Origin of the sequence: Flavobacterium sp. N2038 (genome assembly GCF_025947185.1) — a bacterium.
In the GTDB taxonomy this organism is placed as follows: domain Bacteria; phylum Bacteroidota; class Bacteroidia; order Flavobacteriales; family Flavobacteriaceae; genus Flavobacterium.
This window is the reverse complement of record NZ_CP110001.1, coordinates 1-24,367: the sequence shown is the minus strand read 5'-3', so window position 1 is coordinate 24,367 and position 24,367 is coordinate 1. Positions and strand designations below refer to the sequence as shown.

The 24,367-nt window shown below is 34.8% G+C and carries 16 protein-coding genes and 2 pseudogenes; 6 read left to right on the top strand and 12 right to left on the bottom strand.

What is annotated here, in order from left to right:
• Window positions 1-150: 150 nt before the first annotated feature.
• On the bottom strand, window positions 151-2,199 hold the full coding sequence (locus OLM51_RS00080; RefSeq protein WP_264552404.1) for an insulinase family protein: 2,049 nt from the start codon (window positions 2,197-2,199) through the stop codon (window positions 151-153).
• Between the two features lie 12 nt (window positions 2,200-2,211).
• On the bottom strand, window positions 2,212-3,534 hold the full coding sequence (locus OLM51_RS00075) for a M16 family metallopeptidase (RefSeq protein ID WP_264552403.1): 1,323 nt from the start codon (window positions 3,532-3,534) through the stop codon (window positions 2,212-2,214).
• A gap of 273 nt (window positions 3,535-3,807) precedes the next feature.
• On the opposite strand from OLM51_RS00075, the gene rplU reads away from it, so the two are divergent.
• From rplU to OLM51_RS00060, 3 genes are all read left to right on the top strand, one after another.
• Window positions 3,808-4,245 (top strand): 50S ribosomal protein L21, encoded by a 438-nt coding sequence (gene rplU / locus OLM51_RS00070; RefSeq protein ID WP_068844917.1) that lies wholly within the window; start codon window positions 3,808-3,810, stop codon window positions 4,243-4,245.
• Between the two features lie 24 nt (window positions 4,246-4,269).
• Window positions 4,270-4,530: a 50S ribosomal protein L27 gene (rpmA, locus tag OLM51_RS00065; RefSeq protein WP_068844918.1), complete on the top strand. Its 261-nt coding sequence runs from the start codon at window positions 4,270-4,272 to the stop codon at window positions 4,528-4,530.
• A 130-nt stretch (window positions 4,531-4,660) separates the two neighbouring features.
• A complete protein-coding gene (locus OLM51_RS00060; RefSeq protein WP_264552402.1) occupies window positions 4,661-5,959 on the top strand; it encodes a hypothetical protein in 1,299 nt (432 codons plus the stop codon).
• Between the two features lie 109 nt (window positions 5,960-6,068).
• On the opposite strand, the gene OLM51_RS00055 is transcribed toward OLM51_RS00060, so the two are convergent.
• Window positions 6,069-8,801, bottom strand: a complete 2,733-nt coding sequence (locus tag OLM51_RS00055; protein ID WP_264552401.1) for an AsmA-like C-terminal region-containing protein — start codon at window positions 8,799-8,801, stop codon at window positions 6,069-6,071.
• A gap of 93 nt (window positions 8,802-8,894) precedes the next feature.
• The gene (locus OLM51_RS00050; protein ID WP_065448101.1) at window positions 8,895-9,476 is read right to left on the bottom strand and encodes a tRNA-(ms[2]io[6]A)-hydroxylase; all 582 of its coding nucleotides are present in this window, start codon (window positions 9,474-9,476) and stop codon (window positions 8,895-8,897) included.
• A gap of 112 nt (window positions 9,477-9,588) precedes the next feature.
• Here OLM51_RS00050 and OLM51_RS00045 point away from each other — a divergent pair, with 112 nt between their 5' ends.
• Window positions 9,589-10,833 carry a glycosyltransferase gene (locus OLM51_RS00045; RefSeq protein ID WP_264552400.1) on the top strand — a complete coding sequence of 415 codons (1,245 nt, stop codon included), beginning with the start codon at window positions 9,589-9,591 and terminating at the stop codon, window positions 10,831-10,833.
• Window positions 10,834-10,908: 75 nt separating this feature from the next.
• On the opposite strand, the gene OLM51_RS00040 is transcribed toward OLM51_RS00045, so the two are convergent.
• The 8 genes from OLM51_RS00040 to OLM51_RS20410 form a co-directional block, all read right to left on the bottom strand.
• Window positions 10,909-12,756, bottom strand: a complete 1,848-nt coding sequence (locus OLM51_RS00040; protein WP_264552399.1) for a hydrolase/aminopeptidase — start codon at window positions 12,754-12,756, stop codon at window positions 10,909-10,911.
• 118 nt (window positions 12,757-12,874) lie between these two features.
• Entirely contained in the window at window positions 12,875-14,515 is a 1,641-nt protein-coding gene (locus OLM51_RS00035; RefSeq protein WP_264552398.1) for a pyruvate dehydrogenase complex dihydrolipoamide acetyltransferase, read from the bottom strand.
• Window positions 14,516-14,519: 4 nt separating this feature from the next.
• Window positions 14,520-15,518, bottom strand: coding sequence for a pyruvate dehydrogenase (acetyl-transferring) E1 component subunit alpha (gene pdhA / locus OLM51_RS00030; RefSeq protein ID WP_053472631.1), 999 nt, complete (start codon window positions 15,516-15,518; stop codon window positions 14,520-14,522).
• 158 nt (window positions 15,519-15,676) lie between these two features.
• Entirely contained in the window at window positions 15,677-16,159 is a 483-nt protein-coding gene (gene cdd, locus OLM51_RS00025; protein WP_264552389.1) for a cytidine deaminase, read from the bottom strand.
• A 78-nt stretch (window positions 16,160-16,237) separates the two neighbouring features.
• Window positions 16,238-17,446, bottom strand: a complete 1,209-nt coding sequence (gene porV / locus OLM51_RS00020) for a type IX secretion system outer membrane channel protein PorV (protein ID WP_264552388.1) — start codon at window positions 17,444-17,446, stop codon at window positions 16,238-16,240.
• Window positions 17,447-17,487: 41 nt separating this feature from the next.
• On the bottom strand, window positions 17,488-19,914 hold the full coding sequence (porU, locus tag OLM51_RS20420) for a type IX secretion system sortase PorU (protein WP_319799985.1): 2,427 nt from the start codon (window positions 19,912-19,914) through the stop codon (window positions 17,488-17,490).
• A 115-nt stretch (window positions 19,915-20,029) separates the two neighbouring features.
• Window positions 20,030-20,683, bottom strand: a complete 654-nt coding sequence (locus OLM51_RS20415) for a hypothetical protein (protein WP_319799964.1) — start codon at window positions 20,681-20,683, stop codon at window positions 20,030-20,032.
• An 87-nt stretch (window positions 20,684-20,770) separates the two neighbouring features.
• Window positions 20,771-21,319 carry a hypothetical protein gene (locus tag OLM51_RS20410; RefSeq protein ID WP_319799963.1) on the bottom strand — a complete coding sequence of 183 codons (549 nt, stop codon included), beginning with the start codon at window positions 21,317-21,319 and terminating at the stop codon, window positions 20,771-20,773.
• A 212-nt stretch (window positions 21,320-21,531) separates the two neighbouring features.
• On the opposite strand from OLM51_RS20410, the pseudogene gldJ reads away from it, so the two are divergent.
• Both gldJ and OLM51_RS00005 read left to right on the top strand, forming a co-directional pair.
• A pseudogene (gene gldJ, locus OLM51_RS00010) lies at window positions 21,532-23,207 on the top strand (gliding motility lipoprotein GldJ).
• A gap of 115 nt (window positions 23,208-23,322) precedes the next feature.
• Window positions 23,323-24,362: pseudogene (locus OLM51_RS00005) on the top strand (UDP-N-acetylmuramoyl-tripeptide--D-alanyl-D-alanine ligase); the annotation flags it as partial.
• Window positions 24,363-24,367: the final 5 nt, after the last annotated feature.

Sequence of the window (24,367 nt, the reverse complement as noted above, 5' to 3'; positions counted from 1 at the left end):
ACTTCGCTCAGCCTGACAAAAAAACTGCTAAAAAATAAAAAAGCCTTGTCAAAGTTTTCAACTTTGACAAGGCTTTTAAAATCTTAGTATCTCAGTAACTCAGAACCTTTGTCGCTTTGAGCCTCTGGACCTTTGAACCTTTGGATCTTTTTAAAGAAAATCTGAATCAGAAACTCCTTCGTTGATTTTAATATCCGACATTTTGATGTCTAATTCAAAACCTACATTCTGAATTAAATTAAAAGGAACTTTTACGCCTTTTACTTCTTTATAGTCGTTGAAGTTTGTTATTTGTGTGGCTGATTTTCCTCCTTGTTCGCGAACTTTAGATTCTGCTACTTTCAATCCTGATTTTACATCATAAAAGTAAGTCGTTTTACCGTCTTTTATTGCGTAAGCATCGCTTCCGTTAATAGGTTCAATGCTGTCTACCTTTAAATCAGTTCTTTTTACTAATTGAAGTTCTTCAAACGGAGCCGCATTTGCTTTCATTTCTTTAAGATCATCACCTTCAAGGTTTTTGCGTTGTCCTTGTTGTTCTATGTAAGCTCCTTTATCATTAACTACCTGCTTCATCAAATTCATGGTTCCCATTGCAAGCGAAACCATCATTTTTCCTTTAGAATCCAATTTAGAAGTAAAAGTCAGAGGAGCTGGTGCCTGTGGTACTGTGGTAGTTCCGTTCATCGCTAATGTTTTTACTGCCAAAACTGCTTTTTCGCCACCAATTGCTTTTATGTAGTTTTCAAAAACGGTTTTTGCTGTAACTCCGGTTGGTGCTTCTTTTTTAGTTACCGGTTTTTCGATTGGGTTTCCGTATTTATCAAAATAGAAAATCGGAATTTGAAGTTTTTCTAAACCAGTAATTACATCAGAACCTTTTCCTGCAATTACAATTCGCATATTGTCTAAAAGGAAATATTTGTTGGCTACGCGATAAATATCATCAGCGGTAACATTGTTAATAGTCTGAATGTATTTTTCGTAGAAATCTGCCGGAAGTTTTTCGGTTTCAATATTCAATGCGTAACGCGCAACCGCCTGAGGTTTTTCGACCTGCATTACAAAACGACCAATATATCCTGCTTTTACATTTCTTAAAACTTCCGGATCTACTCTTTCGGTGCGAATTCTTTTGATTTCTTTTATAAACTGAACTACGGCACTGTCTGTAACTGTGTTTCTTACAGCAGACGAAGCTTTGAATTTAGTTACATATTTTCCGCTTCCAATACTTGAGTTTGCACCATAAGTCCAGGCATGCTGCTCGCGCAGATTCATGTTTAAATAACTATTGAAGTCACCTCCTAAAATTTGATTTGCAATTACAGCAGGGAAAAAATCAGGATCACTCATTCTTAAATTAACTGTATTTACTAACGAAATCTCAGATTGAACCGCATTTGGAACATCTACAAAATCAATTTGAAGCTTAGAAACATTTTCCGGGTTAGGATATGTATTTTTTGGTGCTGCTTGTTTTTTCCATCCGCTAAAAAGCTTTTCAACTGCCGATTTGGTTTCTTTAAATTTGATATCACCAATAATAACTAAATAAGCGTTTTCGGGAACAAAATAAGTAGCATAATTTGTCTGAACATCTGCAAGGGTTACATTTTTTACTGTTTCTTCAGATAAATACTCACCGGCAGGATGGTTTTTTCCAAAAGCTAATACGTCCACTACGCGGTTTGCAATTGCCGGAACGCTTTTTTCATCGGCTTTAAGACCTTCGATTATTTTTGCTTTTTCTTTGTCAAATTCAGTTTGGGTGAAATTTGGCTGTAAAGCTCCTTCTGCTAAAAGCTCTAATACACGTCCTGAATATTTTGAAAGTGAACTTGCATAAGCGCCCTGAGATGAGAAGTTAATACTGGCTCCGTAAAAGTCAATTTCTTCATTAAAAGCCTCTTTGGTTGTTTTTTTAGTTCCGTTACCAATTAAACTGCTTGTTAAGTCGTCAACACCTTTTTTGTTTCCTTCTGTAAAAGGTGCATTATCCAGAGTAAGATTAAAGCTTACTCTTGGTAGTTTATGGTTTTCAACAATCAAAACTTTCATTCCGTTTGCCAAAACAAAAGTTTGTGGTTTTTTGATGTTGACTACAGGCGGATTTCCTGGTTTTGGTTGTGGTCTGTCTTGTGCTTGCATAATTCCGGTAAGGAATAAAAGGATTAAAACTGTATGTATTTTTTTCATGATTCGAGACTCTTAATTTTGAACTTTAGTTGTAGGGATGTAATCTAAAATTAAACGCTGATTTGGGTTTAAATACTTCTTAGCAACTTCTCTAATTTCTTCTCTTGTTATAGAGTGGTAAAGGTCAATTTCGGTATTAATTAAATTAACATCTCCGTAAAGTAAATAGTATGAAGCCAGATTCTCTGCGATTCCTTCAACAGTTGCATTTGCATTCACAAAATTATTATCGAATTTATTTTGTAATTTTTCATAGTCTTTCTCAGAAATCAAATCGGTTTGGATTTTTACAATCTCTTCATCCATTTCTTTTAAGATATCGGCGGTTGTGTTTGGAGCCATTGGTAATCCGTATAAAATATACGTTCCGTAATCTTCCTGACTAAAGCCAACTGCGCCAATTTGTAGCGCCATTTTTTTATCGTCTACTATTTTTTTGTATAGCTTAGAGCTTTTTCCATCACTTAAATAAGAAGATATTAAATCTAAAACTCTTGCGTCTCTTGTTTTCATAGATGGCGTTCTGTACGAAGCTACAACCATCGGGATCTGAATGTTGGGATCTTCGTAAGTTGCTTTTATAGTCTGTGTGATTGGCTCTTCGATAAAAGTTTGCTTTTTAACCTCTTCACCTCTTGGAATTGGTGCAAAATATTTCTGAATCCACTCTTTGGTTTTAACTTTATCAAAATCTCCGGCAACTACCAATACAGCATTGTTTGGGGTGTAGAATTTTTTGTTGAAAGCCTGAAATTCTTCTAAAGTTGCAGCATCAAGATCTTTCATTGAGCCGATAGTTGTCCAGCGATACGGATGATTTTTGAACATGTATTTTTTAACCTCAGGCAAGATATTTCCATAAGGCTGATTGTCGTAACGCATTCTCTTTTCTTCTTTTACAACTTCATTTTGCGTTTCAACTCCAATTTTGTTGATTATAGGATGCATTAAACGCTCAGATTCCATCCATAACCCCAATTCCAGACTGTTTGATGGGAAAACTTCATAATAATAAGTTCTGTCGTCTGAAGTGTTGGCATTGTTTACGCCGCCATTTGCGGTAACGATTTTCATCCATTCTCCGCGTTTAATATTTTGAGTTCCTTCAAATAATAAATGTTCGAAGAAATGTGCAAAACCGGTACGATCCGGACGTTCGTCTTTTGAACCAACATGGTACATTACCGATGTAATAACAACCGGAGCAGAAGGATCGTTGTGCAAAATTACATGCATGCCATTGTCTAAATTGTATTCTTCAAAAGCTACTTTTTGAGCATGAGCAACTCCGCCAAGCATTAGTGCAGCACTTAACATCATTATTGAATTTTTCATAGAGATTAATAATTTTTATTTACCTGAAATAAATAGGTAGTCAAGACTTAATTATAGTTACATCAAAAATACCTTTTTTTAGTTATGATTTAAAAGTCTTTGCTTATTTTGATAAAATTTAACAGTTAATTACTTTCAAATACGTTTTTTAGAAGTGCAAAACACCTTGAAAAACAGCAATTAAAGCGAATTAAATATTTTTAGAATTAGGGATTGCACAGTAAAATATTAGTTGTATATTTGCAACCTTAAAAATCAATAAATCAATTTGGTATGTATGCAATCGTAGAGATAGCAGGGCAACAATTTAAAGTAAGCAAAGACTTAAAGGTTTATGTTCACCGTTTGGCTAACGAAGAAGGTTCAAAAGTTTCTTTTGACAAAGTTCTTTTATTAGACGATAATGGAAATGTAACTTTAGGCGCCCCAGCTATAGAAGGTGCTTCAGTAGAAGCTAAAGTGTTACAACACTTAAAAGGTGATAAAGTTATCGTTTTCAAAAAGAAAAGAAGAAAAGGATACAAAAAAAGAAATGGTCACAGACAATATCTTACTCAAATTGTAATTGAAGGTATTACTGCAGCAGGAGGAACTAAAAAAGCAGCAGCTAAAAAAGCAGTTGTGGCAGAAGATGCAGCTACTGAAGAAGTAGAAGCTCCTAAAGCTAAAAAAGCAGCTCCAAAAGCAAAAAAAGAAGCTACTAAAGAATAATAACAATATTTAAACTCATACGTCATGGCTCACAAGAAAGGTGTCGGTAGTTCGAAGAATGGTAGAGAATCAGAATCAAAACGCTTAGGTATTAAGATTTTTGGTGGTCAGGCTGCTATTGCTGGTAACATCATCGTTAGACAAAGAGGTTCAAAACATAATCCAGGTGAAAACGTTTACATTAGTAAAGATCACACTCTACACGCAAGAGTAGCTGGAGTTGTTAAGTTCCAAAAGAAAAAAGATAACAAATCTTATGTATCTATCCTTCCATTCGAAGCATAATCATTAAGATAAATTATTATAGAAAACCCGTTCAGAAATGAACGGGTTTTTTGTTTTTTATATTTTTACATAAACTTTAAAACTTACATTTGTTAGTTTGGGTTGTGTGTTATCTCTTAAATTTTAAAAGTTGAAAAAAATAGTATTACTTATATTTCTGTGTTGTTTCAGTATGTACGGGAAAACTGTTTCAGACAGTATTAATAGTCATCTAAGTTTGTTAAATGAGGAGCAGAAAAATGTTTTGTATGAATTAGCAGTTCTTAAAAAGAATGGTTTTAATACCAATCAATTCTGGCTGAAACATAAAGATGAGTTTCCGAAGTTTGATGATAAAGTGAGGGACGAATTAGCCCGACAGGTTTTTGTAAACTCTCAGGTAGTTTATTCTCCGCCCAAAGATTCAGCAATTCAATTTTGGATGCAGACACAATTGCTAACCAATTGGATGTTTTATTTGTCGGCCTTTATTGCTATTTGCGCTCTGATAGCTTTGTTTAAAAGATATTGGAGTCTTCTGATTCAGTTTTTGATTAATCGCCTGGCGCCTCTGTTTAAATTTTTATTTTCACCGGTTTTGTTAACTTACGAATTGCTTTTAATTGGTGCAGCCTGTATATTTTATGGATGCATAATTGAAGAGTTTGTGCTGCGAACCGTAATTATTCATTTGGGTTTGTTTTTGTTGTGGAGTCAGTCGACAGCTATTTTTACCAAAGAATACTGGGTAAAAAAATATGTTTATGAAATAGAAAATAATTTTTGGGGATCAGATCCGTGGGAAACAATAAAAACAATTAGTTTTCCTGCTGTTATTGTAACTCTTGCACTTTTGTATGTATTGTTTAATGTTCCGGAAGATATTTTCTATAATTATGAAATAGTTATTTCTGGTATTGCTGCGATCTATGCGCTGCCTTTTTGGCGTTCTTTAGAAAAATATATCTATCCGGTTTTATTTCCGTTCACTGCAGATTATAATAGGGATAGAAGTATTAATTCGCTTGGAGCTTGTACTGTTATAGCTGTTGTTGTAGTTGTTGTGCTTGCTTTTCAGTTGAATCCTGTCTTTAATAATATAAATGCGGCATTAGTTAGTTTGTTAATACTATCATTTTTGATTTTATCTTGTAAAATAAATCATAAGTACAGTTTTAGGAATTATTGCTATTTGCAGTTTGTTACTGTTGTTTTTCTTCTTGTCGTTTTATTTTATAGTTATTTTGTTCGTTTAAATGAAATTATCTGGTTTTCATTAATAGCAGCAAGTATGTTTATTATAATAAAATATCTCGAAGTCTTTTCGTTTTTTTCTGACTGGAAACGAGGAAGGGGCTGGGCCTGGAAATTGATGGGATTAGCCGGATTATTATGGCTTATGGGTAAAGGAATATTATATGTCTCTGAAATGCTGTTTATTGCGACTTGAGCACTATAAAAAGAAAAGCCTTTATCAGAGTTTGAAAACTTTGACAAAGGCTGATAAGTATTTTTGAAAAATTGGATTTTGGAATTTTGTTAATTGGAATTTAAAACATTTATTCCTCAGTATCTTTTGTTTCTTCTAAATCCTGGGATTTTCTTCCCACTTTTATTTTTGGATTATCCTGAGTTCCGGTTACTGTTAACGGGATTCCAAATATACCTAATGGAGGTAGTCCTAAACGCATTTTTAAGTTCAGTTTTCCGTCCAAAGTTGTTGTGCCTTCAATTCGCGGTCTAAAGCCTGCAAACTTAAATTTAAAACGTTCTACAGTCATAATATTGTTTTTGATTGTAGTTTTAATATCAACTTTAGAAAGATCGGGGTTTTTCATCGACTCCGAATTTGTTTCCTTGCTCACTGCATTAAACATTTTCAATCCGCGCACTTTTACATCTTTTATAGAAAGAATACCGCCTCCGGTAAGAGATGGATAGACAGGTTCCATGTTTGCATTTAAACGGCCTTTTAGTTGATAATCCAAAGAAACAATTCCCTGTGCTTTCTCTGCTGCGCTTGCCATTTTTCTGAAAACTTCAATTTCGTTGTAAGCTCTTTTAATGTCGAAATCTGTTGCTTTTATTGCATAGTCAAAATTGGCTTTTTTAGGTGTTACTGCCTGATAATTGGCATTCATGGTAACATTACAGCCAATTAAATTGAAGCCAGTGTTTTGCATGTTTAGTTTTCCATTTTTCATGCTCAAATTTCCGGTTGCATTTTGCAGTTTGAGCTTGTCAAATGAAACTTTTTGTGCATTTGCTGTAAACTGTAAATTCAGATTAGACGGAATAATAATAACTCCGGTCTGTTTTGTTTCAGTTTGTTTTGCTTCTGTTTTTGGAGCAGAACTTTGTGTTACAGAAGTATTCGGATCAGTGCTTGACATGAATTCGTCAACATTTATATATCTTGATGACGACTTAAACGAACCTTTTAGAACACCAGTGTTGGTTGTAGCATAATTAAGAACATTCTGTAAATAACCATTCATTTTAAAATCGGATTGACCATAGGCAGCCAAAAAGTTATTGAAATACATTTTATCCTGATTGATTTTGAAAACACCTTCCTTAATAATGAATCTTTTAGGAAGATATTCTGATGTAATGCCAATGTTGCGCAATTCAAGTGTTCCTTTGTTATGAAGTTTGCTATAGTTGCCTTTTTCGGCATCGCTTTGTTTTCCTTTTAGAACCACATCTGCTTTTACAAAACCATCCAAATCAAGGCCTTTTTGAGAGAAAACTCTATAAATTTTATTGACATCCAATTCTCCTTTTGCCTTAATGTCATAAGATAAATCATTAAAGTTGCTCAGGTCGGCATCTACAAAAACAGGTTTTCCTTCAAAAGTAAATTGAGCAGGTTTTAGTTTTATCTTCAAATCATCATAAGTTCCCTTTGGATTATTAATATCAGCTTTTACAATAATGTTTGTAATTGGATTTGGGTAGTATTTTGTTTTTAAATATCCGTTTTCTAAATTAATGTAGCCATTTGTAACGGGAAGAAGCTTGTTTTTTGGATCAAGTTTTCCGTTTGCTTTAATATCCCCTGCTAAATTTCCTTTTAATTCTATTTCAGGAATTCCTAACGCTTTAGTCAGTTTTTCAAGATCAATTTTAGCTTTAAAATCAGCATTAATTTCCGGGGTATTTATGCCTTTTACGTAGAATTTCGATTTTAAATAATCCTTATTTATATTAAGCGATACGTTTTTTGCATCAATAATGGCAAGATCCGGATTTAATGACGGAAGCCTGGTTTTAACATCTAAACTTAAGTTCGAAACCGGAAAAGCACTTTTGTTATAATTGACAAATCCGCTGTCGATTTTTACATCAAGATCAAGTTCAGGGGCAATATTCTGAGATGCAATATAATCTCCTTTTAAGGTTAAAAGAAGGTTTGTGTTTCCTTTTAATTCAGTTTTAGAAAGCCAGGTAATATATTTAGGAGGAAGAGCAGTAAAAACGTCATACAGCTTACTGTTGTTGGATTTTATAACAAAATCCATGTTATAGCCATCTTTCAGGAAATCAAATTTCCCTTTAAAATCAACTAAAAGCTGATTGATTTTCAGGTCATTTTGCTGGAAGAAAAAGGATAATGAGTTTACATTTACTTTTGTGATTAAGTCGGCATTTACCTTTTTGTTCATCAAATAGGGTTCATCTTCGTAAATCAGATTCAGTTTTTCTATTTTGGCTTTAGAGTAAAGGTCAAAAATCGATTTGTTTAAATCACCTTTTCCTAAATAATCAAATCCAAAAGCATCAAAATGTACTTTGGTAGAAAGATCATCATATATTATTTTACTGTTTAAAATCTCAATTCGCTCCAGTTTTAAAGCGGTTTCGGTGCTGTCCGCTGGTTTTGCATTAGCAGTAGATTTGTAGATATTGTAGTTTGCTTCTCCTTTGGCATTTACTTTTACATTAATAAAAGAGTCAGACAAGTAAATCTGATCAATTTTTACGGCTTTGCTAAAGATTAAACTGGCAATATTAATTCCAAAAGAAACTTCTTTGGCTGTAATGAATTTTTCGTTTGTATAAGGCGCAGATCCGTTAAGACTTAAGTTGTCCAGTGTTAAAGTCAGGGAAGGGAAGTGGTGAAAAAATGAGACAGAAACATCAGAATAATTTAGTTCTGCACTAAGTTTTTCATTTGCTGTTTTCTTAATTTGTTCTTTAATTTTATCAGCAAAAATAACAGGTGTTAAAAATAATAAGGCAATAAGTACAGCAAGAGTAATTCCTGTGTATTTTGCTATTTTTAACAAGACGGATTTTGTTTTGTTTTTTGACATAAAAAAAGTGCTATACGTTGTGATATTTAAAAGGAGAACATGTTTTAAAGAAAAAGAAACTGTAGACTATCCGTGTACAGTTTCTTTTTTTCCATAATTGGTAATGATTGAACCTTCATATTCGATCCATTCTTTCCAACGTTTGTCTATATCTATATTGTCTGTATATTTTCTTGCAAAGCCTAAAAAAGTAGTATAGTGTCCGGCTTCTGAAATCATTAAATCTCTGTAGAATTTGGCTAATTCTTCGTCTTTTATATTTTCTGAAAGGACTTTGAAACGCTCACAGCTTCGGGCTTCAATCATGGCCGAGAATAACAAACGATCACAAAGGGCGTCTTTTCGGCTTCCGTCTTTCTTCATGAATTTAAAAAGTTCATTCACATAATGATCTTTTCTTTCACGCCCAAGCGTCAGGCCTCTTTTCTTGATAATGTCGTGAACCATTTGTAAATGCTCTAATTCTTCTCTTGCAATAACAAGCATTTCGGTAACTAATTCCTCTAATTCGGAGTTGTATGTGACTAAACTAATTGCATTTGAAGCCGCTTTTTGTTCACACCAGGCATGATCCGTTAATATTTCTTCGATATTCGATTCAACAATATTTACCCAGCGTGGGTCCGTAGCTAATTTTAGTCCTAACATAATTTCACAGAATTTAGATTTTGCAAAATTAGTGATTTTTTACGACCGAATCTCTGAAAATTGGGTGCAAATCCGCGGAAAAAGTATTATTTTGTAATATGAAACAAAGATTATGAATCAAATAAAAAAACTTTTAATTATCGGTTTTGTATGGCCGGAACCAAATTCATCGGCTGCAGGAAGCAGAATGATGCAATTGATCTCTATTTTTAAAAAAGACGGATTTGAAATTACATTTGCAAGTCCGGCTCTGGATAGTGATTTCATGGTTGATTTAAACGCGTTTGGAGTCGAAAAAAAGAACATAGCTTTAAATAGTTCAACTTTTGATGATTTTATAGTCGAATTAAATCCTGATGTTGTTTTATTTGATCGCTTTATGATCGAAGAACAATTTGGCTGGCGTGTTACTGAGAAATGCCCAAAAGCCATTCGTCTTTTAGATACAGAAGATTTACATAGTTTGCGAACTGCGAGGCAAAAAGCTTTTAAAGAAAACAGGGTTTTTAAATTGACAGATTTACTTTCGGAAGAAGTTGCTAAACGTGAAATTGCCAGTGTTTTAAGATGTGATTTGTCTTTTATGATTTCTGAATTTGAAATGGAAGTTTTAAAAAATGTCTTTAAAATTGATTCAGCTGTATTGCATTATTTGCCATTTTTAGTAGATGAAATGTCAGAGAAAAATCTTTTGGAATTGCCTTTGTTTAGTGAACGAAAGCATTTTGTTTTTATAGGTAATTTTCTTCATGAGCCTAATTGGAATACAGTTCAGTATTTAAAAGAAACAATTTGGCCTTTGATAAAAAAGCAATTGCCGGAAGCTGTTTTAGAAGTTTATGGTGCTTACCCTTCTCAAAAGGTTTTGCAATTGCATCAGCCCAAGAATGGATTTTATATTATGGGAAGGGCGGCAAATGCAATAGAAGTGGTTAAAAATGCCCGAATTGTTTTGGCGCCAATTCGTTTTGGAGCTGGTTTAAAAGGAAAATTATTAGAAGCTATGCAATGCGGAACGCCAAGTATTACTACATCTATTGGTTCAGAAGCAATGCATGCAAATCTACCCTGGAATGGTTTTATTACAGATGATATACAAGAGTTTGCAAAACAGGCTGTTCTCTTGTATGAGGATGAAAATCTTTGGAAACAAGCTCAGAAAAATGGTGTTGTAATCATTAATGAATGTTATCAGAAGAATAATTATGCTGATGATTTAATCATAAAAGTAAAATCTTTATTGATGAATTCTGATGAGCATCGCCTGCATAATTTTATGGGTAATTTATTGCAGCATCATGCTTTTAGGAGCACCATGTATATGTCGAAATGGATTGAAGCTAAGAATAAAAACTAAACATTAGTCTTAAGAAAAAAAATCTCCAATTACAATTGTAATTGGAGATTTTAAGTTTTAATGTGAAATTAAAAACTATTTTAAAGTGCCTTTGATATCTTGAATAGTTGTAGCGTGGTAACCAGATTTTGCTTTATCAAAAATTTGGTTTGCCCAAACTTTTCCTTCTGGTGTTTTTACCATTTCTTTATATAGCATCATTACAGATCCGGTCCTGCTGCTTCCTATTAAAAATTGTTCAATTGCAGGATTTGCTGCTTTGTATTGATGGCGAATTGCCTGTACAAACCATTGACGTTTGATGATAAAATTACCGCCATTTGTAAAGTTAAATTCTTTATCAAGAGCTTCCATTTCTTTTACTGTAATATCTGCTGGAAGATGATCTATAAAATGTTGTTTTTCTGTAGTTGTTGTGATTTTTTTGCTTAATCCTTGTACGCCAGTTTCTCTCCAGCTTTTTTGGATTTTATCAATGGCATCAAAATCTGCGGAACTTACCGGAGTTATATTTGATGGGATTCCCGGTTTGTAAATCCAGTCTTCTAATTTGATTTTATCAGCTAAAACTTTGTCGTCTTTAATAAGGTTTTCATTGATGTATTTAACAAAGTCTTCTGTTGTAATTGATTTGAAGGCGTGCGAATCGAAATAGTTTTTGATAAACGAATCAAATTTCTCGCGTCCTACGGCATTTTCGATAACTCTTAAAAAGGCATATCCTTTTACATAAGGTATCATACTGATTCCGTCGTCAGGATTTCTTCCGGTAAGACTTACTTTTAGTCTGGTGTCCGGATTTGTATCTCCATATTCGGCTACGTTATCAAGTAATTCTTTACGAGTGATAACATTTTGCATTTCGAATTCTTTTTCGCCGAAGATTTCTTCGCCAATTCTGTGTTCAACGTAAGTTGTAAAGCCTTCGTTTAACCAAATATCATCCCAGGTTGCATTGGTAACTAAGTTTCCGCTCCAGCTATGTCCTAATTCATGTGCCAGTAAACTTGTTAAAGAGCGATCTCCTGCAATTACACCAGGAGTTAAAAAAGTTAGGTTTGGATTTTCCATTCCGCCATAAGGGAAACTCGGTGGAAGAACTAATACATCGTAACGTCCCCAACGGTATGGGCCGTATAATTTTTCGGCTGCCACAACCATTTTTCCAAGTTCTGCAAATTCCCAAGCCGATTTTTTTAGCATTGAAGGTTCTGCATAAACTCCGGTTCTGTTATCGATAGATTGAAATTCAATATCTCCAACTGCAATTGCCATTAAATAAGACGGAATTGCTTTGTCTTGTTTAAAAGTATAAACTCCGGTATCATTTTTTTTCTGTGGATTTACTGCGCTCATTACTGCCAATAAATCTTTAGGAACGGTAACTTTTGCGTTATAAGTAAAACGAATTCCCGGTGAATCCTGACAAGGAATCCAGGTACGTGACCAGATACTTTCTCCCTGAGAAAAAACAAAAGGTTTCTTTTTATCTGCAGTTTGAGCTGGTGTGAGCCATTGTAATGCAATAGCATCTTTTGTTGTACTGTAGTAAATGTTTACTTTAGTTGTAGTTGGTTCAATGGTAACGTGAAGTGGTTTTCCATGAAATTCAACATCTTTTCCAAGTTCAAATTTTGTTTCTTTTTCGTCGTCGCCTAAAGTTACTTTTGTAATGTTTAGTGTGTTTTCGTCGAAAATAATTTCATTTCCTTTGCTAACATTGTCAATTGTCCACGATGCTTTTCCTGAAATTGTCTGTGTATCAAAATCAACTTTAATATCAAGATCAAGGTGTTTAACTACAGCAAGTTCTGGTTTAGAATAGCTGTGTTCATCTACAATGCTGGTTGGTTTTTCTGTTTGCTCTTTTTTCTGGCAGGCAATAGCAGTCAGAAATAAAGTAACAAGAATTAATTTCTTCATTTTGTGTGGTTTTGAATTTGAGGATGAAAATTAAACAAAAAATCCCGTTTTGAATAAACAAAACGGGATTTAATTATGAATAATAACCTTCGACTTCGCTCAGGCTGACAATTTGAAATTATGCCAACATTGTAACTGGGCTTTCGATGTATTGTTTTAAAGTTTGTAAGAATTGAGCGCCAGTTGCACCATCAATTGTTCTGTGGTCACAAGCTAATGATAACATCATTGTGTTTCCAACTACAATTTGACCGTTTTTAACTACTGGTTTCTCAACAATTGCACCTACAGAAAGGATTGCAGAGTTTGGCTGGTTGATAATTGAATTAAATTCAGTGATACCAAACATTCCAAGGTTAGAAACTGTAAATGTGCTTCCTTCCATTTCTTGTGGTCCTAATTTTTTGTTTTTAGCTCTTCCGGCAAGGTCTCTTACGCTTCCGCCAATTTGAGATAAACTCATAGCATCTGTAAATTTCAATACAGGAACTACTAATCCGTCTTCAACAGCTACAGCAACACCAATATTTACGTGGTGGTTGATGATGATAGCGTCTTCTTTCCAGGTAGAGTTAATTTTTGGATGTTTTTTCAATGCTAAAGCACAAGCTTTGATTACCATATCGTTGAAAGATACTTTTGTATCCGGAACGCTATTGATGGCAGCTCTTGCCTGCATTGCTTCATCCATGCTTACTTCGATTACTAAGTTGTAATGAGGAGCTGTAAATAAAGACTCTGCAAGACGCTTAGCAATGATTTTACGCATTTGAGAGTTTTTGATCTCTTCTGTAAACACTTCTCCGGCAGGAACAAAAACTTTTGGTGCAGCAGGAGCGGCAGTTTCAGTTTTTGGCGCAGCAGCAGTTGTAGTTGCAGCTGGTTGTTGTGCTTGTGCAGATGGAGTAAAGTTTTCGATATCGCTTTTTACGATACGTCCGTTTTCTCCAGATCCTTTAACTTGTGATAATTGGATTCCTTTGTCAGATGCAATTTTCTTAGCTAATGGAGAAGCTAAAACTCTTCCGTTTGAATTATCAGCTACAGTTTCTGTTGCTTTTTCAGCAGCAGGAGCAGCTTTGGTTTCTTGTGCAGGGGCGCTTGCAGTTGCAGCACCTCCGGCAGTAAAGTTATCGGCAATTCCTGAAATGTCAGTTCCTGCAGGTCCAATAATAGCTAATAAGCTATCAACAGGAGCAGTGCTTCCTTCCTGAATTCCGATGTATAATAATGTTCCGGCATTGAAAGACTCAAACTCCATAGTAGCTTTGTCTGTTTCAATTTCGGCTAAAATATCACCCTCAGCTACAGTATCGCCAACTTTTTTTAGCCAGCTTGCTACTGTACCTTCTGTCATTGTATCACTCAAACGAGGCATGGTTACAACAATAACACCTTTTGGTAATTCAGCTGCAGCTTTTGGAGCAGCAGTTTCTGTTTTTGCTTCTGCAGCAGGAGCATCCGCTTTTGGTGCTTCGGCAGGAGCGTCACCACCAGCTAAAAGAGCAGAAATATCTTCTCCTTCTTTACCAATGATGGCCAATAATGAATCAACAGGAGCAGTTTCTCCAGCCTGAATTCCGATATGTAAAAGAGTTCCTTCGTTAAAAGATTCGAACTCCATCGTTGCTTTGTCTGTTTCAATTTCAGCAAGGATATCTCCTTCGCTGATTTTGTCGCCTACTTTTTTTAACCAAGTCGCTACCGTTCCTTCCGTCATAGTATCGCTCAAACGAGGCATTGTTACTTTAATCGCCATGATGTTATAGTTTATGAGGTGTAAATGGATAGTCTTCTTGTGCGTATACTACATCGTATAATTGCTGTAAGTCTGGATATGGAGATTCTTCAGCGAATTTTTGACATTCTTCAACCAAGTCTTTAACTCTTTGGTCAATTACTTCAATTTCTTCTTCTGTAGCATATTTTTGATCCAGGATTACATCAAGAACCTGAGTAATAGGGTCGATTTTTTTGTACTCTTCAACCTCTTCTTTTGAACGGTATAATTGTGCATCAGACATAGAATGTCCTCTGTATCGGTACGTTTTCATTTCAAGGAAAGTTGGTCCGTCTCCACGACGCGCTCTTTCGATCGCTTCGTGCATTGCTTCAGCAACTTTTACAGGGTTCATTCCGTCAACAGGTCCGCAAGGCATTTCATAACCTAAACCTAATTTCCAGATGTCAGTGTGGTTTGCGGTTCTTTCTACAGAAGTTCCCATTGCATAACCGTTGTTTTCAACGATAAATACAACTGGAAGTTTCCATAACATGGCCATATTGAAAGCTTCGTGAAGAGAACCTTGTCTAGCAGCACCATCACCAAAGTAAGTCATAGTAACACCGCCAGTGTTGAAATATTTATCAGCAAAAGCTAAACCAGCTCCAACTGGAATTTGTCCACCAACAATACCGTGACCTCCGTAAAAACGGTGTTCTTTAGAGAAAATGTGCATAGAACCTCCCATACCTTTAGAAGTTCCTGTAACTTTTCCTAAAAGTTCTGCCATTACATTTCTAGGGTCAACTCCCATACCAATTGGCTGAACGTGATTTCTGTAAGCAGTAATCATTTTATCTTTAGTCAGATCCATAGCGTGCAAAGCGCCCGCTAATACAGCTTCCTGACCATTATATAGGTGTAAAAAACCTCTAACTTTTTGTTGAATGTATAATGCTGCAAGTTTGTCTTCAAACTTTCTCCAAAGTAGCATGTCTTCGTACCACTTTAAATATACTTCTTTTGTAACTTCTTTCATCTGAATTCTTTCTTTTGCTAAAGTTTGTTTGTGTTATCAATTGTTGCCTATAACGCAAAATAGTTTCCTCCCACAAATTTGCGCCCGAAAGGTCGGGATGCAAAAATAAGACATTACATTTAAGAACTAAAATTTAAACGATACTTTTTGGCTTTTTTTTACAAGAACTTTTTGTCAAACATAAAAGGAAGCAAATTTTTTAGGGATGCCGATTTATAAACTTCACCAATTTCTCCCATAAAATAAATTTCGATAGGGGTGTCTTGTTTAATTTCGTATTCTGCAATTGACTGACGGCAAGAGCCACAAGGTGGAATTGGCGCTGTAGTCTGATTCGTGTCTGAAGCTGCAGTAATCGCTATTTTTAGTATTTTGGCTTCCGGATAAATACTTCCGGCATGAAAAATTGCTACGCGTTCTGCACATAATCCCGATGGATATGCTGCATTTTCCTGATTTGAACCTAAAATTATTTTGCCATTATCCAGTAATAAAGCGGCTCCAACTCTAAATTGAGAATAAGGTGCATATGCTTTTTTACGAATTTCAATAGCCTGCTGCATTAAATTTTGAATTTCTTCTGAGAGTTCTTCTATGCTGTTATATACATTAAAGGATGATGTAATGCTGATTTCTTTCATTGTTTTTAAGGGAAAAAAAATCCAAATTCCTAAAAAATTAGAAATTTGGATTGTTATATGTTTTTTTATTTGGTCTTTTTAATATTCTTCGTATTTGTCGCCAAAGTTAAACGTTAAAGAAAAACGAAGGGTGTTTTCTAACGGATTTTTAACTTTTGAAGTTGAGAATAAATAGGAAACGTCAACTTTTACGATATTGTACTTGAAACCAGCCCCTAAAGAAAAGAATTGTCTGGCTCCTTTTTGAGGGCTCTCGTGGAAATATCCTGCTCTTACTGAGAATGCATCCTGATAGGTGTATTCTCCGGCTAAACTATAGGTTACTTCTTTTAATTCTTCGCTAAATCCGCCTGGTGCATCTGTAAAAGATTTAAAAACTCCTTCTACCCAGCCGATATCATTGTATTTGTTGTAGCTAATTGTAGTGGCTTCTTCTTGTGTAATATCTTCCGGATCTGTAAAATCTCCGTCTCCGTTTGTGTCAACAGGTGTTCCTATTCCCGGAGGTGTTGGAACTAATAATTTTGTGAATTCAAGGCTAACACCAATTTTATTGTAGTCGTCTAAGATAAAGTCAAAGCCTCCACCTACTCGTAAATTAGCAGGTAAAAAATTGGAGCTTAAATCGTCATTGTCGTAGCTGATTTTTGGTCCTAAATTCTGAATATTAAAACCACCTCTCCATCTTCCGTTGAAGTCATTGTAAGCGATTTCTTCAGATTGATAAAAACCGGCAACGTCAACTGCAAATGATTTAGCAGCGGTAGCGTCTACATCTTCTGAGGCTACTTTTAAGTTAGAACGAATATATCTCGCTGCAACCGCCATAGAAAATGTTTCGCTTAATTTTAATGAATAAGATCCGTCCAGAGCAAACTCGTTTGGAGATACAATATTAGGAACTTCATTTGGATCTCCGGTTCTTCTTAACTCAATGTCTCCAAAACCAAAATAACGAAAACTTCCTGCGAAAGCACTTCGTTCGTTTATTTTGTTATAATACGTTAATTGACCAAGAGAAATATCATTTGCCAAATCTGTTAAATACGGAGTATAGCTGATTGAAAGACCTTGCTTGTCTATTGAGAATGCATATTTGGCAGGATTCCATTGCTGGGAGAAAACGTCTGCAGAAGTTGCGACACCCTGATCTGCTAAACCTGCAGCTCTCGCATCAGCTGCTACTAATAAAAATGGAACTCCGGTTGTGATTGGGCGCTCAATGTCTTGGGCTTTTGCGAAAGAAATAACTAGTAAACAAATTAATAAAAGTGATAATTTTTTCATTTTTGGGACTAATGGTATTTATGTTGCAAATATATATATTATTATAAGATGACAAGCTTTTCGTATTTTTCTGCTTTTTTATTTGTTAAATTTGATTTAACGGTGAGTTTATAAATGTAAACTCCTTTGCCTATCCGGTCCCCAAAATCATCTCTTCCGTCCCATGTTATTTCTCTGGAAAGAAACCCTTCGGTGGTGATAATCTGATTTTTGGTCCAGACTACTTTTCCGGTAATAGTCATAACCTGTACCTGAACTTCTAAGGGTTCATAAGGTCTGTTGTGCGAAAACCAAAATTGTGTGTAAGTTGAAAACGGATTTGGATAGTTAAGAACGTGGGTTAAAGATAATGATTCGTCTCCAACAACAATAAATTGTATTTCACTTGTTACAGGATTGTTATAAACATCCCATGCTGTAAAGCTAATGGTATGTAATCCTGCTTTTAAATTTCTAAGCGGAAAACGCAAATTACCATTTGTATAATCGTCTAATTTTGTCTGATAATAATCGTTTAAAACGTACTGATTACTTACGTCTCCGTCTAATGTAGCAACGATATCATGCCCAATTCCGCTTGCTGTATTAATTCCGTTTTCGTCCTCAAGAAAGGCTAAAAGGAAAGGAGAATCATTTGTAATACCACCCGAAACAAATGTTTCATCGTTCATATATAACTTAACTTTTGGACTTATATTGTCCTGTGGTGCATTTTCATTTATACCTCCTATTTTTATAGTGGTATTAAAGCCGGATTGATTTTCTAAAGCCTGATTTTTCTTCGAATAAAAACTAATTCGTCCGTAATCAACGGGAATACGAATATCTCTGGGTACAACAAAGCTAAATTCAAAAAGACCGTTGGTTACAGAGGCATTTCCTCTAAAGATCGTTTCGCCTAAAGTTTTAAATGACATTGCAGGGCTATATCCATCATTATTTAATGTAGTAGCTGTGATTAATTTATCAAAGATTGCAGTTGCCAATTCACCGTTGTAATTGCTTAAAAGCGTGTTGTTTTCATCGGTAATTTCACCTGAGATTTTAATCTTTGAAAGGGATTTTAAATCCGGGATTGGTTGTGATATAACAACATCATTTACTTTTGTTAAATTAATTCTCGGTTTTGGAATGGCAAGCATTAATGCAGGATCTCCAATGTAAAAAATAACATTACTGGATGAGCTTGGGTTTTCGTTTTTTGAAATTCGAAGAGCTTCAGCAATAGTTGTGTATTGATTTGATCCGTAAGAAAGAAGGTTTTTGCTTAGATTATCGTTGAAGTTTTCGGCATTAAACTGACCAATGGCACGAATTGTTGTGAGCATTGATATAGCACCTCCTTTTGGATTCCAAAAAGTATATTCGCCGGCAGTTGGTCTTGTTGGGTCATCAAAACGGGAAAACTCACAGGTAATTGTAATGAATAATGGGTATTTAAATTGATTGTTTAAATTTTGTCCATCCGATTTTTCCCAAATTCGTTCGCTTGCTAAACCATCTTCTCCTCCGTGTCCCAGATAGTTAAAGACAAGAGCTCCTTTTTCAAAAGCATCAAAAAAGTCGCTTCTGGCTTTTGGGTATCTCGAGCCACCGGCTGATGCTTCTTGTGTATAGGAATCTAAAATTATTTTGTCAATATTGAAAAAAGGTTTTTGTGTCGCAATAACATCTGCAAGTGCATTTTGTCTTGATTGCAAAGAGGCATCAGAACTTTGATCAGAATCATCACTAACCAGGACAAAGTTGTTTCTCCAGTTTCCGTAAGATTTAATGTCGTGATATTCCAGAACTTTATTTACCATTTCTGCAGCTTGTGCACTGCTGGAAACCAGCATTCTTCCAACGGCAATGTCAATTCCTCCAAAAAAAGAAATTATATTTCCTTCATCTGGATCCATAAGCCCGTAAAAATCATCAGAAGCAAATGAAGATTCGCCAATTGTATTACTAATTAGGGAATGATATATAGGTACAATATTGGTGTTGTTTGAGATTCTGTCTTTGTAATCAAACGAGGCATCTCCAAATAAATTTACATACTTAATTCGTTTATCGGTCGAGGAAGCATTTTGATAGATGTATTTAATACAGTTTCTAATGGCTGAAATGTCTTGTTTTCCTGAAGAAAATTCCTGATAGATGCTTTCTGATGTGATTACTTTTACATTTAAATTGGAATGGCTGCGATGAAAAGCAGCTAATTTTTCGGCTTGTGAGATTAAAGATTTGGGTGTAATAATTACATAATCGATATCCTGAAAAGTATTTTGAGCGTTTTTGAAAAGTGTTCCTTTTAAGTTTTGATTAGTAACTTTTGGCAGACTTTCTTTTAAAGGAGTAAAATAATCTGAACCATCGAGAGCAATATATTTTCTAACTTCTCCTAATGCTGCCTTAAAGCTGAAAGTAGCCTGATTGTTGTTTTCGATTTTTGATACATTATATATATCCGTAATATCCCAGATCTGAGAAATTGCTGTTGCATTGCCAATTGTGTAATTTACAATTCCAGCAGTTGATCCGCTAAATCATACTGGAATTTAAATTGTTTCCCAATACCAAGTAGTTTTCTTTTCGCAATTAAATTGATATAGTCCAGGTATCCTTTTGATCCGGAACACCATTGTTATTATAGGTTAGTTTTATTTTTACACTTTCGGAGCCGGTAAATGTGGCATTTGCTGGTAGTTTTCCGGTGTAAAACTTAACGTCGGAACTTGAAACTAAAGCATTGAAAGAAATAGTTCCAATATTTTGTCCGTTTGCGCTTACTGCAAATGAAGTAGGGGTAAATGCAGCTGAAGCCGCAGTAACGGCTATTTTTACAGGTACAGAAGTATCCAGATTTGGAAATGTAAAGGCAAAATCCTGATCCTGATTTATGTCAAATGATTCTCCAAACCACTGACGTCCCAAATGTGCAATGTTGGTTTGGTCGATTTCGTGGTATTGATAGTCATCAAACGTGTTTAGCTCGAGAGTGCTATTGCCGGATGGTTGAATTATAGTAGAGATTCTTTTTCCTTCGTTGCCGGCATCAGTAATATAGTAGTAGGATTTTGTGTCAAATAGGTTAAGATTGGTCTGGCTTTCTGTGTTCCAGTTTTCAACTCCTTCGGCATAGAAAAGAATGTAATCTTCATTGTTGAAAACGCCGTCATTTTCTCCAATAACCTGGATTGCATTTTCTGTCAGGTCTTCCGGGTAGTATGTGCTATTTGCTAAAGGAAGCATTCTTCCGCCGTTTCCGTATATTTTATCCTTTTTGGGTCTGTTTTTCCGGGATCAAACCCTAAACTTTGCAGAAAAGATCTGGAGATTTTATATACACCTGATTTTTCTACGTAGAAGCGATACCAATCTCCTGAGGCTAATACAGAGTTGACTATGGCATTTGATTTTTGTGTGGAAAAAGTGTTGCTGTTTTTTGATGTAGTATTGCTTGAGGAATAAGAAAAGAACGAATTCTTTTGAAACCATTTCGTCTTTAATAATAGGTGAAAGCGATAGAAAAATTTGTTTTTTATCTCTTGACGAGGCGATTTTTAACGTTTCATTTGGTTTTTCGGGAATATTTTCGGTTGTTAAATCGCCAAGATCATTAATAGAAATTGCTTCATAATTTACGTTGGAAATCTGAACCGAAGAGTTGGTTGAGTTGCCCGATTCGCTAACGTTTAAGAGTAATGTTATGCTTTTTTTAGTAGTATCATATCGAAAACTATTGCCCGAAAAGTAAGGAATGGTTGTTTTTAAATCACCATAAGTCATTTCTTTTTTGCTCTGCCAATCTACCGTGAAGCTGCCGTTTAACTGAGAAAACGAAAGAAATGGAATTAAAAAAAAACTTAATATTAAGGCTTGTTTCATTGGTAATGAAAATGAAATTATTTAAGAAATATTTTAGTAAGTAAAAATATAGTATTTCATGTTATAGTAAATAATAAAAAGTATTTTTTGCGTTCGTAACTATAGGTTATTTTCTGGTAAAAAACAGCTAAATAAAATTATTAGAACAGATGTTGCTAATTAAATGTTAATTATTATATTGCAGCACCTAAATTTATCACCTAAGAATGAGTATGAAAGTAAACAAAATTGTAGCCTTGCAATTAATGATGTCAATGGTATTGATGTTGGGCACGGCTAGTTGTAGCAAAAAATCGAGTTCCACTCACGCTTCTCGAGCGACTGGCTGGGATGTAGATAGTCAAAATGGAACGGCTGCTAGAAATGCAGGAAAAAAACAACAGGCTGGTCCTGGTTTAGTTTTTGTTGAAGGAGGTACATTTACAATGGGTAAAGTACAGGATGATGTTATGCACGATTGGAATAACACACCAACCAACAACACGTTCAGTCATTCTATATGGATGAAACCGAAGTTACCAATGGTATGTACTTAGAATACCTGGAGTGGTTGAAAAAAGTTTTCCTCCAACAGAAGAAAATTACAAAAACATTTACGAAGGAGCATCACCAGATACATTAGTTTGGAGAAATCGTTTAGGATATAATGAAACGATGACTAACAACTATTTGAGACATCCTTCTTATGCAAACTATCCTGTAGTTGGTGTAAACTGGATTCAGGCTGTTGAATTTAGTAAATGGAGAACTGACCGTGTGAACGAGGCAGTTTTAGAAAAAAACGGTTATCTTAAAAAGGTGCTAAAAAAATGATGTAAGTGCTGAAAGTTTATTTAATACTGAAGCTTACGTTGCGTCTCCATCTAACTTATGGAGGAAATGAAGAGTTAGTATTAAAGAAAAACCCTAACGGAAGAAGACCTAAAGCAGGAAAAGACGGTGTAGTTCCAGAAGAGAAAAATGTGTATGCACAACGTTCTTCAGGAGTTATCTTACCGGAATACAGACTTCCAACTGAAGCTGAGTGGGAGTATGCTGCCGCTGCTGATGTTGGACAAAGAGAATATAACATCTACAAAGGACAAAAGAAATATCCTTGGTCCGGAGATTATACTCGTTCGTCAAAACGTAAAAACAAAGGAGATCAATTGGCTAACTTTAAACAAGGAAACGGTGATTACGGTGGAATTGCGGGTGGTCTGATGATGGAGCAGATATCACAAACTCTGTAAAAAGCTACGCACCAAACGATTTCGGATTATACGATATGGCTGGTAACGTTGCAGAATGGGTGCCGATGTTTACAGACCTATTATTGATAACGAAGCAAATGATTTTAACTACTATAGAGGAAATCAATATGCTAAAATAAAATTGGTAAAGACGGTAAAATTGAAATCGTTTTACAGCTAACATTAAATACGATACTTTAAGCAACGGTAAAGTGATTGCAAGAAACCTTCCAGGTGAAATTGCTCAGATACCTGTTGATGAACAAGAAACATATTTAAGACAAAACTTTAGTCAAAGTGATAATATCAACTACAGAGATGGTGATAAACAATCTTCTAGATATTTTGACTTCGGAGATTCAGAGTCAGGTCCAAAAGCAGATCAGGCAATGTACAATTCTCCTAAACATAATGTTACAACTGACAGTTTAGGAAAAATGATCAGAAAATATGATAACTCTAGTAAACGTACAACTTTAATCGATGATAAAGTAAGAGTTTACAAAGGAGGTTCTTGGAGAGACAGAGCATATTGGTTAGATCCGGCTCAAAGAAGATATTTCCCTCAGGATATGGCAACTGATTACATTGGTTTCAGATGTGCAATGTCTAGAGTAGGTTCTAAAGCTGAAAAAAGAAAATCACCAAGGAACTAAGATTTAGAAATTTTAATAAAAAATTCCAAATTCCAAAAGCTGAATATTCAGTATGGAATTTGGAATTTTTTTATTCTTTTTTTTCTACTTTTATCACCTATAAAAAATTATATAAATGAGTATTCAGGACATTCATAGTTTATTTTTGCAATGTAATTCGCTTTCAATTGATACCAGAAAGATTGAAAAAGGATCAATGTTTTTTGCTATTAAAGGGGAGAATTTTGACGCTAATACTTTTGCTGAAGAAGCCTTGAAATTAGGTGCTTTGTTTGTTGTTATTGACAACGAATCGTATTTGATAGACGAAAGAACAATTTTGGTAAAAAACAGCTTAGAAACATTGCAGGAGCTTGCAAAATTTCACCGAAGCTATTTAAAGTTACGATAATCGCTTTAACGGGCAGCAATGGAAAAACTACAACCAAAGAACTTATAATGTTGTTTTGTCTAAAAAGTACAAAACCAAAGCCACAGTTGGTAATTTAAACAATCATATCGGAGTTCCGCTTACGTTGCTTTCTTTTACAAAAGAAACTGAAATTGGAATTGTAGAAATGGGAGCAAATCATAAAAAAGAAATTGAATTTTTATGTGAAATTGCCCAGCCGGATTTTGGTTATATCACCAACTTGGAAAAGCGCATCTTGAAGGTTTTGGAGGTGTTCAGGGCGTGATTGAAGGGAAAAGTGAAATGTACCAGTATCTTGCAAAAAATGACAAAGTTGTCTTTGTTAATTTAGAAGATCCTATTCAGATAGATAAATCAAATGGAATTGAAAAGTTTACTTTTGGAGTAAATAATGCTACGGCAGATCTTAGCATTAAAAGCATTAACGCCAATCCTTTTGTTGTTATTGACTATAGTGATTTTGTTATTAAATCTCATTTAATAGGACTTTATAATGCAAATAATATAAATGCTGCAGTTTCTATAGGTACCTATTTTAAAGTTAATGACGAAGCCATAAAAGAGGCCATAGAAAACTATATTCCTGCTAATAACAGATCTCAGTTATTAAATAAGGATCAAATCAAATTATACTAGATGCTTATAATTCTAATCCAAGCAGTATGGCTGTAGCAATTACTAATTTTCTTCAATTAGACAGTGAGAATAAAGTAATGATTTTAGGTGATATGTTTGAATTGGGAGAAAA